At 34.9% G+C, this 11,416-nt stretch carries 10 protein-coding genes, 2 tRNA genes and 3 pseudogenes; 11 read left to right on the top strand and 4 right to left on the bottom strand.

Translation table 11 applies throughout. From position 1 onward, the window contains the following. Both WGMM_RS05870 and WGMM_RS04275 read right to left on the bottom strand, forming a co-directional pair. Window positions 1-119 (bottom strand): ParA family protein (locus WGMM_RS05870; protein ID WP_240991925.1); only part of this gene is annotated, 119 nt, incomplete at its 3' end. Between the two features lie 90 nt (window positions 120-209). Continuing rightward, a pseudogene (locus WGMM_RS04275) lies at window positions 210-2,694 on the bottom strand (response regulator). A gap of 160 nt (window positions 2,695-2,854) precedes the next feature. Here WGMM_RS04275 and hemF point away from each other — a divergent pair. The 8 genes and pseudogenes from hemF to sucD all read left to right on the top strand — a co-directional run bounded on the left by hemF (window position 2,855) and on the right by sucD (window position 8,584). Then, the gene (gene hemF, locus WGMM_RS04270) at window positions 2,855-3,679 is read left to right on the top strand and encodes an oxygen-dependent coproporphyrinogen oxidase (protein WP_038250601.1); all 825 of its coding nucleotides are present in this window, start codon (window positions 2,855-2,857) and stop codon (window positions 3,677-3,679) included. Window positions 3,680-3,760: 81 nt separating this feature from the next. Continuing rightward, entirely contained in the window at window positions 3,761-4,972 is a 1,212-nt protein-coding gene (locus WGMM_RS04265) for a hypothetical protein (protein ID WP_240991924.1), read from the top strand. 68 nt (window positions 4,973-5,040) lie between these two features. Continuing rightward, window positions 5,041-5,112: transfer RNA gene (locus WGMM_RS04260), tRNA-Glu, on the top strand. Window positions 5,113-5,140: 28 nt separating this feature from the next. Next, a complete protein-coding gene (locus WGMM_RS04255) occupies window positions 5,141-5,827 on the top strand; it encodes a 16S rRNA (uracil(1498)-N(3))-methyltransferase (protein WP_038250595.1) in 687 nt (228 codons plus the stop codon). 217 nt (window positions 5,828-6,044) lie between these two features. Further along, window positions 6,045-6,118 (top strand) — tRNA-Pro (locus tag WGMM_RS04250). 198 nt (window positions 6,119-6,316) lie between these two features. Next, window positions 6,317-6,516: pseudogene (gene rpsU, locus WGMM_RS04245) on the top strand (30S ribosomal protein S21). Between the two features lie 37 nt (window positions 6,517-6,553). Beyond that, the gene (sucC, locus tag WGMM_RS04240) at window positions 6,554-7,705 is read left to right on the top strand and encodes an ADP-forming succinate--CoA ligase subunit beta (protein WP_038250592.1); all 1,152 of its coding nucleotides are present in this window, start codon (window positions 6,554-6,556) and stop codon (window positions 7,703-7,705) included. A gap of 3 nt (window positions 7,706-7,708) precedes the next feature. Then, entirely contained in the window at window positions 7,709-8,584 is an 876-nt protein-coding gene (gene sucD / locus WGMM_RS04235) for a succinate--CoA ligase subunit alpha (RefSeq protein ID WP_038250589.1), read from the top strand. A gap of 8 nt (window positions 8,585-8,592) precedes the next feature. Here sucD and dapF read toward each other — a convergent pair whose 3' ends face one another. Together dapF and WGMM_RS04225 are read right to left on the bottom strand one after the other, a co-directional pair. Then, a complete protein-coding gene (gene dapF / locus WGMM_RS04230) occupies window positions 8,593-9,381 on the bottom strand; it encodes a diaminopimelate epimerase (protein WP_240991922.1) in 789 nt (262 codons plus the stop codon). Then, window positions 9,362-9,949 (bottom strand): nitroreductase family protein, encoded by a 588-nt coding sequence (locus WGMM_RS04225; RefSeq protein WP_038250584.1) that lies wholly within the window; start codon window positions 9,947-9,949, stop codon window positions 9,362-9,364. The genes dapF and WGMM_RS04225 overlap by 20 nt, the downstream gene beginning before the upstream one ends. An 86-nt stretch (window positions 9,950-10,035) precedes the next feature. Here WGMM_RS04225 and WGMM_RS04220 point away from each other — a divergent pair, with 86 nt between their 5' ends. The 3 genes and pseudogenes from WGMM_RS04220 to WGMM_RS04210 form a co-directional block, all read left to right on the top strand. Beyond that, window positions 10,036-10,563 (top strand): biotin transporter BioY, encoded by a 528-nt coding sequence (locus WGMM_RS04220; RefSeq protein WP_038250581.1) that lies wholly within the window; start codon window positions 10,036-10,038, stop codon window positions 10,561-10,563. Continuing rightward, window positions 10,560-10,922: a DUF1284 domain-containing protein gene (locus WGMM_RS04215; protein WP_038250578.1), complete on the top strand. Its 363-nt coding sequence runs from the start codon at window positions 10,560-10,562 to the stop codon at window positions 10,920-10,922. The genes WGMM_RS04220 and WGMM_RS04215 overlap by 4 nt, the downstream gene beginning before the upstream one ends. Before the next feature lie 195 nt (window positions 10,923-11,117). After that, window positions 11,118-11,416 (top strand): annotated as a pseudogene (locus WGMM_RS04210) (tetratricopeptide repeat protein); the annotation flags it as partial.

Raw genomic sequence — 11,416 nt, 5'->3', positions numbered from 1 at the left:
CAAGATCTACCAATAAAAGTGCTTTTTCCCACAGCAGCAAAGGCTGTCGATAAATTTATACTAGTTGTGGTTTTGCCAACTCCACCCTTTTGATTTACTATTGCAATAATCTTGCTCACGCCTTTTATCTTATGTATAAAATAATTCTATTGTATATATGCAAGAAACTTTTGCATTAGAAAATTTTTTTGTTGTTAACCACACTAAAATTAGACTGTCTTTTTTGCTTTGTGTAACACACTTTGAACCTTGTTTCCTAATTCATTCAGAGTGAATGGTTTTGGCAAAAAGTGAAAATCTTCTATATTGATGTCATCACTCTTTAAAAAAGCATCTTCTGCATACCCAGAAATAAAAATAACGTTGATATTTGGCCTATGGATCAATGCTTCTTTAACTATTTCTGGGCCGCTCACCTCTGGCATGATTACATCAGTGATTATAAGATCTATGTGTTGACTTTTTTTACTGATTATTTCTAGCGCCTCGCTGCCTATGCTTGCTTCTATTACATCAAATCCTTTCCTTTTTAGTGCTTTAGCAATGAATTCCCTTACTGAATCTTCATCTTCAATCAATAAAATTATACCATTACCTTTAATTTCACTTACTACCGGTCTTTCTATTTCTTCACTATCTTCCTCTCTCAGATTTTCATCTGATATGTAAACCATGGGCAAAAATATGCTAAATTTAGTTCCATGATTTACTTTGCTAGCAACATAGATGTATCCTTCAGTTTGTTTAATAATGCCATATACAGTAGAGAGGCCAAGACCTGTACCAGAGGTAATATCTTTGGTAGAAAAAAATGGGTCAAATACCTTTCCAATTGTATCACTTGTCATTCCACATCCAGTATCAATTACTTCAATCACAACATAACTTCCATGTTCGATCGTTTCCTTGTCTGGAGAAAACATATCCTGAGATGTAGAATTTAATGAGTCAATCTTTTGATTAAAGGTTCGTATAGTTAATTCCCCGCCCTTTTCCATAGCAGCACTAGCATTGACTGCTAAGTTAAGTATAACTTGCTCTAATTGCCCTTGATCAGCACTAACAGCACCCAAGTCTCTACCATAATAAATGTTAAATTTTATATTTTCACCTATTAATCTTTTTATCATTTCATAAAGATTAGCTATAGTTCTATTTACATCAATAATTTTTGGCTGCAAGGTCTGTCTTCTTGAAAAAGCAAGCAATTGTCTTACTAAATTTGATCCACGCTTTGCATTTTGCTGTATCTGTATTATATCTCCAAAAGATGGATCACCAGCTGAATGCTGGAGTAAAAGCAAATCGCAAAATCCTATTATCCCAGTCAATATATTGTTGAAATCATGCGCAATACCACCTGCTAACTGCCCTATAGCTTGCATCTTTTGATAATGCTCAAGCTTTATCTCTAGGTTTTTGTGTTCAGTATTGTCAATAAAATAACAAAGTATGAAGATCATTTTATTATGAAGAAACTTATTGAAATATATTTTTATGTTATTACCGCCGTTGAGCTGTACATCAAAAGACGCATTATTTATTGCTATTACTCGAAAAATATTCACGTATTTTCACATGATAACTATCCAATATCAACGTAAAGATTGAATTATTATCTGACCCTGCAAGCTTTATTAGTGCCGTATTTTTCTTTACAAAGTTGCCGTTTATGTCACATTGTGCAATAGCAATTGATGAATTTGCAAAACAAGGGTGTAATTGATAATCAACAATATTTGATTCGGTTGGTGTTATAAAGCCATATATATAGCTATGGTTGTATTTATCACAAAATATAGCAGTGCTCATATAAGCCTTGAATGGAATACCACTTATAGTAAAAAACAAAATTTCATTATCGGTTGTTGTATTGTTATATTTAGATTGAGATATAAAATCACTGATTGAGCTACCTTTTTCCAGTTTTTTTAGTTCAAATATGTCTAAAAATCTTTTATTTACAGATAAAATCACCCCTTTGGCATTTGCAATGTAAGTTCCTATGCTGTGTTTTTCTATTAACTCTTCATATATCTGCTCCTTGTTTATCTGTGTTGCTTTTAATACAAAATACCCATCTGGCCTTGCTATTGGCACTAATGATAAATTTAAAATCTTATTACTATTTATAGCAATTTGGGGATTATTTGGTATCGGCTCAAAGAGCAAAAGAAATTTAGATACTCTATTCTTCTTGTTTAAGGAAATGTATACCTGTACAGAAGAGTTATTTTTTAGTGCATGATAGAGTACTTTTTTGTCTGCTTCTGAAACATCTCCTATTTCAAGAATCTTGCCTAACGTAATGTCATTATCTATTATATGATCTTTAAACCTTTCGTAGAACCTTGCATCAGCATAAATAATACCTTCATCTTTATGTAAAATAAGGCAAAATTCTGTATTATGATTTAGTGCATTTGCAAATATTGCATTTTGAAATTCTATAGTGTTAAGTAGGTATCTGTAGCGTTTTACATTATATATCATAAAGAGAGTTGTTAGAATGCCAACTAATAAATTAATCCCTATATTAATATGCTGACTATATATATCAAAAAAGTGGAGTATCGATATTGCTACTGAAGGTAAGAGCATAATAACTGCCATCGCAACAATTGACATTCCATAATTTCTTAGTATGAAGTCAACCCTGTTCTCTTTTTTGTTATCTATGTATCTTTTATTCATTATTGTTACTTGGCATTGTTGTACACACGAAAATGTTTTATTATATTGATTTAATTATTATAGATTTATTAACGTCTTTGATAGATAATTACCATCCAAATCTAATTAAGTTCCTTAAATATCAGATATAACAATGTTAATAAGCTAGTAAGAGGATATTATGGAAAAACAAAAAACACAAGCATTTGAATGGTTCTGTGCACTAAGAGATAAGATTATAGAATCTTTCTTATTAATTGAAAAACAATCATCCGCAGAGCCAAAGATCGAAAAGAGAAAGTGGGATCGCCCAGGTGGTGGAGGTGGTGAATCTACAATTATTTTTGGTAATGTTTTTGAAAAAGTTGGAGTAAACGTTTCAAAAGTACACGGAAAATTTGCAGATTCAGCCATTAATGAGATTCCTGGTGCAAGTGAAAGTAACGGAGAGTTTTGGGCAAGCGGTATATCTTTAGTGTCTCATATGCAATCGCCCCTTATCCCTGCAGCACATATGAACACAAGGCTGATATATACTTCAAAACAATGGTTTGGTGGAGGAATGGATTTTACGCCAATATATAAAAATGAAGAAGATTGCAAGTATATTCATGAATCAATCAAAATGACATGTGATAGATTTGACACCGGATATTATCCAAAATTTAAAGAGCAATGTGACAACTATTTTTTCTTACAACACAGAAAAGAGCCGCGTGGCATTGGTGGCATTTTCTATGATAATCTGAGTTCTGGCAACTGGGGAAACGACTTTGAGTTCACAAAAGCAGTAGGTGAGGCCTTTTTGGAAATTTATTCGCACGTCATACGTAAACATACGCAAAAATCTTGGACAAAAGAACAACGAGAAAATCAATTAATAAAACGTGGCAGATATGTAGAATTCAATCTGTTATACGATCGTGGCACAAGGTTTGGTTTAATGACTGACGGCAATCCAGATGCAATTATGATGTCAATGCCACCACTTGTTAAGTGGTTATAGAGAGCTGCTATTAGTAGAAAATAAATCATCATAGTTTAAAATTGTACCATGGTAGTGAGCTTTTATATAGGGGGTATAATCATGGGCATAATAGATAATTTTTTAATTAAATCTGTCAAAAACAATGACATAAAAGGTGTTAAACTGACTCTAATTCTCTATGATGCATTAAATAGTTTTAGAAAATTCTTTTCAAAGACTATGTCTCTCAAGAATACAGGATCATTTGATATAAATAATAATCAAGCTTTAAATCAGGCTTTAGGACATGCTACAGATCACAAAATAATGGAATTGCTGATTAATCGTGGAGCTGATATCCACTCAATAGATGAGAATGGAAAGAATGTTATAATTCGTGTTATTGAGAGTTTAGCAGAATCAAAAAATCTAAAATTGGATAGTGAGAAAAACTTACCAGCAGAGATAATTCTTCACCCAACAGTTTCCTTTTTACTAGGAAAAGGCGTAGAGTATTATTCTACAGATGATTTGAATGTTGAAGCTATACAACAAAAACCTCCTAGAACCTCTGAATATGAGCCAATAACTATGTACGCTGAGGTGAACAACAATGTAATACCACCTCAAAAACCTTCTAGAACTTTTGAGTATAAGCCAAAGAGCACTAATTATGATGCTTTGCCTTCAAAAGAGCCAATTTACGCTGAGGTGTATGATGCTAAGGTTAGTAACTCATTAGGGGAGAATGGTTATTTGAGTGTATCAGAAGAATCTATTTATGCTGAAATATATGATTCACATAAAAAATCCACTGAAAATTTATCATTGGAAGATAGTGGTTATTTGAGTATATCAGAAGAACCTATTTATTGCACTATAGATGATCTTTCAGAACAAAAAAAGCCTACTAGCCTAAAACAGAAAGAGCCAGAACAGTCGTCAGAACCTATTTATGCTAGGGTAGATTTGTCCAAGAAAAGAGCAGAAAGAAAAGCAAAAGACATAAAAGCTAATTCTGGAACTTGCCATGGGTTAGTACAAGATAAAGTGAATGATTGGCAAGTGAAGCTAAATGAGCTAAGTGCTAATAAGTCGATAAGTCAGCAACAGACTAATGATCAAAAAATTAAGGCCAAGGCTGGCTTTAGTGTAGAAGAAATAAGGCAGAAATATGAGCGTAGAGATTCTGGCTACGATTCTGGCTATGATTCCGATACAAAAGTTGAACAACAATTAGAATTAGCTCCTAAATCTGAGATAGGTTCAGTGAGTATTGAGCATGGAGTAATAGGAGGCTGTCGATATAAGATTACTGATATATCCCTCTAACTATGTGATTCAAAATAATTGAATTGACTTTATATATGTAATCGATATAACCTAGTTAGATTCAAGTTGACTCTTTCGTCTAGTGGTTAGGACACCACCCTTTCACGGTGGTAACACGGGTTCAAATCCCGTAAGAGTCACTCAAGTAGAATATAATTAAAGTTTTGAATGGGAAAAATTAGGCTCTATGTTGAAGAAGCTTTATCACAAGGCGTGAGTTTAGCACTTAATCCACAACAAAGTCACTATATTTGCAATGTAATGCGGCTTAAGAAGTATGATAATCTTTCTCTTTTTAATGGAAAAGATGGAGAATGGTTAGGAGAAGTAGTTAATATATCGCGTAAATTGACAGAAGTTACACCCAAAGAATGCACTAAACAACAGCAATATGAGGAAAATTTGTGCCTGTATTGTGCCATGGTAAAAAGTGCTGCTTTGAACAACATAGTAAGACAGGCAACTGAAATGGGAGTAATCTGCATTCAATTTATTTCAACAGAACGTACAGTGGTAAAAAATATTAACCTAAGTAGAGCAAAATTACAAGCAATCGAAGCAGCGGAACAATCAGGTAGGATAAGTATACCAGAGATTTTGCCTCCTATTAACTTTTGTGAGTTACCTGATTCCCAAAGTAAAAATTTTGTTTTGTGTGATGAAACAGGTAAAGCTGACAAAGTGCTGAAAGGCAAAAAAAATGTTGCTATTATTGTTGGTCCTGAAGGTGGTTTTTCATCTTATGAACTTGATCTTGCCGATAAGTTTTGTCAAAAATTGAGTCTAGGAAAAAGAATTTTAAGGGTCGATACTGCTGTAGTTGCTGCACTCACTTTCACCAATTGGTGTAGCTAGATTTTTAAATATGCCTAAGGTTTTGGTCATAAAGAAATCTGGTTCAGTGTTGCGCGCACAAAAACCCTGTAGACTTTCTACGAAGCAGTCTGTTGTTAAAGAGGAGCTAATAAAAACATATTCTAAGATAATATTAAATCTCATATTATATTTTTTCTAAAGTAAACAAATGAATCTTGCATTTTGCCTGAGTTATTGATACTCTGAGTAAAGAAGTCGGGGCGTAGCGCAGCCTGGTAGCGCATTTGGTTTGGGACCAAAGGGTCGGGAGTTCAAATCTCTCCGCCCCGATGTTAGTATAATTGTAAGAACGCTGTAACATAAGAGCAATCTCCATCAGTAAGCAAGTAGCTGACACTGGAATGACATTATTTACCATGTAAATTATGGCATATTACATTTTAACGCTCAAGTTTATAAAATAATTGACAATGTTAATTTTCTAATTTATAGGTAGATTTTGAAATGATTACCGAAGGAGGTATAGAGTTGATAGAAGTATCAGTCCATTATGGTGATGTAGACAGAGCTCTTCCAGTATTGAAAAAAACAATTCAAAAGGAAGGAAGAGGGTTGAAAATAAAAAACAATATCATGAAAAAAAATCAGAAAAAAGAGCTAAAAAGAAAGCTGAAGCTAAAAAAAAGAGGTACCAACAAGAGTGCAGAAGGCAACGTTATGGTTGGTAGTTTGTACTCAAGTTAATAGTTTATCATTGGTTATTTTATGAATATTCACGAATATCAAGCGAAAGAAGTTTTGCATAAATTTAATGTCCCAGTGCCAAAAGGTTTTGTTGCTACATCTGCAGAAGAAGTAAAGACTCAAGTAAGTCAATTAAAATCTGACGTGTTTGTAGTTAAAGCTCAAATTCATGCAGGTGGTAGGGGTAAAGCCGGTGGCGTAAAGCTAGCAAAGTCAGTTGAAGAAGCTCAACAGTTTGTAAAGGACATGATTGGTATGACTTTAGTTACTCATCAAACAGGGCCAAGCGGGCAGCAAGTAAGAAAAGTGTACGTTGAAGAAGCCTCAAGCATTAAGAAAGAGTATTATTTAAGCCTGGCAATCGACCCGAAGCTCAGTAGGCCAGTATTCATATTTTCCTCAGAAGGTGGAATGGACATCGAAGAAGTGGCAAAAAATTCTCCTGCAAAAATTGTGAAATTTGATATTGATCCTGCTACAAGTTTTGATAGCAGCAAGTTAAGCAGCAGTTTTCATTTGAGTCCAGAACAAATAGAAAAGATATCGAACATTGCAAAAAAAATATATGATGCGTTTATTGCAACTGATGCGAGCCAAATTGAAATTAATCCACTGGTTAAAACAAATTCTGGAGATTTTATTGCGCTCGATGCAAAAATTAATTTCGATGATAATGCTTTATATCGTCACCCAGAAATTATGGAACTTCGTGATTATGATGAGGAAGTGAAAGAAGAGATAGAGGCTTCAAAGTATGGGCTCAGTTACATCAAAATGGATGGCAGTATTGGTTGCATGGTAAATGGTGCAGGTCTTGCTATGGCAACAATGGATATAATAAAATACTACGGAGCAGAGCCTGCTAACTTTTTGGATGTTGGTGGTGGAGCGAGTAAAGAAACTGTAACTGAAGCATTTAAAATCATATTGTCTGATAGCAACGTAAAAGGAATTCTGGTTAACATATTTGGTGGTATAATGCGTTGCGATATTATCGCAAGTGGAATTGTTGCGGCTGCAAAAGAAATGAGCATTAAAGTTCCTCTAGTGGTTAGATTATCAGGTACTAATTTTGAGGAAGGAAAAAAAATTTTAGAAGAGTCAGGATTAAATATTATTGCTGCAGATGAGCTAGATGAAGCTGCGCAAAAGATAGTAAAAGAGGTAAAATAAAGCATGTCCGTTTTAGTAAACAAAGATACAAGATTAATATGCCAGGGTTTTACTGGTGCACAAGGCACATTTCATTCAGAGCAAGCAATTGATTACGGAACGAAAATGGTGGGAGGTGTAACTCCTGGAAAGGGTGGGAGCACTCACCTTAATTTACCGGTTTTTAATACTGTAGCAGAAGCCAAAGAAAAAACCGGTGCAAATGCTACAGTTATATATGTACCTGCTAAATTTGCTGCTGCTGCAATACTTGAGGCAATAGATGCAAAAATAGAATTGATAATTTGTATTACAGAGGGCATTCCTATACTTGATATGGTGAAAGTTAAGCGTGCGCTTATCGGCTCAAAAAGTCGATTGATTGGTCCCAACTGCCCGGGAATTATTACACCTGAAGAATGCAAAATAGGAATTATGCCTGGCCATATCCATAGGCGTGGACACATAGGAATTATGTCTCGCTCCGGAACTTTAACTTACGAGGCAGTAGCACAAACAACCGCTGTTGGTCTTGGTCAATCCACATGTATCGGAATTGGGGGAGATCCAGTTCATGGTATGACATTTGTTGACTGTATGGAGCTCTTTTTAAAAGATGACGATACTCATGGTATTGTAGTTATTGGTGAAATAGGTGGAAACGAAGAAGAAGATGTATCACATTTTGTAAAAACAGAAAAAACTAAAAAGCCAATCGTTGGTTTTGTAGCAGGCCAAACGGCACCTCCAGGAAGACGTATGGGACACGCTGGAGCAATCATCTCTTCCAGCGGTGGAAGTGCTGGTGCAAAACTAGAAGTTATGCGGAGCGCTGGAGTTGCAATTGCTGAAACCCCTGCAGTAATTGGTAAGAAGGTATTGGAAGTAATGCATCACTAGAATTAGGGTCACAAAAACCCTATATCACCGGTCATGAATACGTTATTTGCCCATTCGATTAATAACTTGCCTCCTGGTAAATTTACTGAAGTCTGTTGGGCAACCAGATATCCACGTAGTGTGGATGCAACAAGTGCTGCACAGGCTGCACTACCGCATGATGCAGTAATGCCTGTACCTCTTTCCCAAACTCTTAAAGCTATTTCTCCAGACTTTTCAACTTGTGCAATACTAACATTAATTTTCCGAGGAAATAATGCGTGATTTTCTAGCTTTGGTCCTAAATTTCGCAATGGTATTTCACTTATGTTATCAACAAAAAAAACTATGTGAGGATTGCCAATATTTACTGCAACAGGATCTTTTAGCATTTCAAGCTCTATAGGTAAGTGAAGAGTGTCACACTCAGTAGACAAGGGAATTTCATGCCATTTTAGCAAAGGTTTACCCATGTTAACCTTTATGGATTTATCACCCACTTTAAAACACTCTAAAATGCGTTTGCTTGTTAGCTCAATAATGGAGTATTCAGCACCTTTTTCTGACATTATCAAATATCCAACACAGCGTGCTGCGTTTCCGCACATTTCAGCTCGACTGCCATCAGCATTATAGATATGCATAAAACAGTCTGCAGCATTAGACATTGTTATAATTATCACTTGATCACAACTGCTTTGATCAGCAAATTGTCTATGGTTCCAGTCTAAATTGTTTGTTGAACGTGAGTCTATGATAACGAAATTGTTACCAGTGCCGTGCATTTTGATAAAATTTTCAGAATTTTGGCCACTCATCATAAAAAAATATTTCTTCTATTGGTCTTCTTTTCTTCTTACTTGTTTCAGCACCCTCTTCTTCGTAACCAACCGCTATCACTGACATTACGTTAAAGTCATTGGGTATATTGAACTCTTTCACTATTTTATCTCTATCAAATCCACCCATTTGATGGGCCATTAAGTTCATAACTGCAGCTTGTAACATAAGTCCATAATTTGCTGCACCAGTATCATGATTAGCCCAAAGATTTTCTCCTTTACCTTGTTTACGGAAGTTTTTAGCACTTAAAGATATGATTAACACTTGTGCATCTTTTGCCCATTTTTGATTAGATTCATCAAGGCAATTTAGCAGCTTTTCCCATGCGCTTTGATTGTTCTGTTTGTTGCATATCACACATCTCCAAGGTTCATCACCAAAACATGAGGGAGTCAGCCTTACAGCTTCCATTAAAATATCCATGTCTTCCTGAGATATTGCTCTTGTAGGATCGTATGAACGTCCGCTGTGTCTTGCTTTCATCAACGATAATAGATCTTGTTTACTTATCATTTTTAATTTAATAGTGCATAAATAATTCATTGTAGCACAATATAAGCAAAATTTAAATTGCAAAACCTCTCATACAACATATATTACACTTAATAAGTTATTTTTATTGGGAAGGTATGTTTATAACACAGTCTAGCAGCAGATCAACACTGGCTGAAATATTGTCTTGCGTTTTACTTTTATTCTTGATGGCTCAAATAAGTATACCATTGCAGCCTGTGCCTATCACATTGCAAACTTTAGGAGTAATGCTTATTGGGCTTAAATTTAACCGCAGAACAGCATTCTATTCTGTGCTTACATATCTATCACTTGGTGCAGCAGGATTGCCTGTTCTTGCGAATTTTTCTGGTGGTTATCACGCTCTTCTTGGACCAACCGGTGGATATTTAATTGGCTGTTTAGCTGCTGTCATGGTAATGAGCAAAGTAAATGAATTACTGAACTCTAAATATAAATCATTTGTGTGTAATTCTTTAAGTTGTCTGGCTGGTACAGTTGTAATCTTTATTTGTGGTGTTAGTTGGCTTGCTGTTTGCTTGGGTCTGGGACAAGCAATAATGGTGGGTGTTTTACCATTTATCCTTCCTGGTTTGGTAAAAATTTTTCTACTTGTAGCAGCTTTGCAATATTTGAAAAAATGATAAAATTCCGCCCTCATCATTTCATGTGCACCCTCGCGTTTCGGGGATATGGGTATTCTCAGGGTTTTGTAGAAAATTATAAAAGGATAGCAAGCAAAGTAATTAGTACTCAAATCGAAGTAGTTGGTAACCTTGATAATATCTGTAGTGCTTGTCCAAATCAGACTGAACAAGGTAAATGCACCACACAAGCTAAAGTTTTAGACCCAGATAGAAGGCATATGGAAATTTTAGGAATTAAAATTGGCGATACTTTGACTTGGAATGAGGCAGTAAAAAAGATTAGGGAGAAAATGTCTTTAAAGAAATTCGAGTACGCATGTGAGGGGTGCAACTGGCAGCCATATGGAATATGTTAAAATGCCCTTTTAAATCTACAAAGGTAGTTGACAAAATGTTAAGATAAATTGAAGCATTTTTGTGGAAATAAAGCGAAATATGGAAGACAAAAGATAAATGCATTCTGAAAAGCTACACAGCATGTTCGTCCCGCTAATTAATAATATCTTTATTATTGTATGAGATAGGTAATTTAGCATTTATGAATTTGTAATGTGTTACGCATAGCTCAAAGAAATAAGGTTTACTGGTTACACGCTGCAGCCAATGCCACAACACTAGGACCTATGTTTATCTGCATGTTAATTTGCGTTGTGATTTTATGGAGGTCTTCTGTTACCTATGCTAGTGAAAATTTGGAGATACAAAAGGCCTTCGATAGTGTTGTCAAGCATATAAAAGCTGATAAAAAATATAAAGATCTTGATGTTATTGAGAGAAAAAGTGACAAATTTAATATCAAAATTTCGCAGAATTCTGGCAAGAGTTTTGACATATACTCTACTTTTAAAAA

Origin of the sequence: Wolbachia endosymbiont of Glossina morsitans morsitans, assembly GCF_000689175.1 — a bacterium.
GTDB classification, from domain to species: Bacteria; Pseudomonadota; Alphaproteobacteria; order Rickettsiales; family Anaplasmataceae; genus Wolbachia; species Wolbachia pipientis.
Note: the sequence above shows the minus strand (reverse complement) of the source record. Positions and strands in the feature narration are given on the sequence as shown.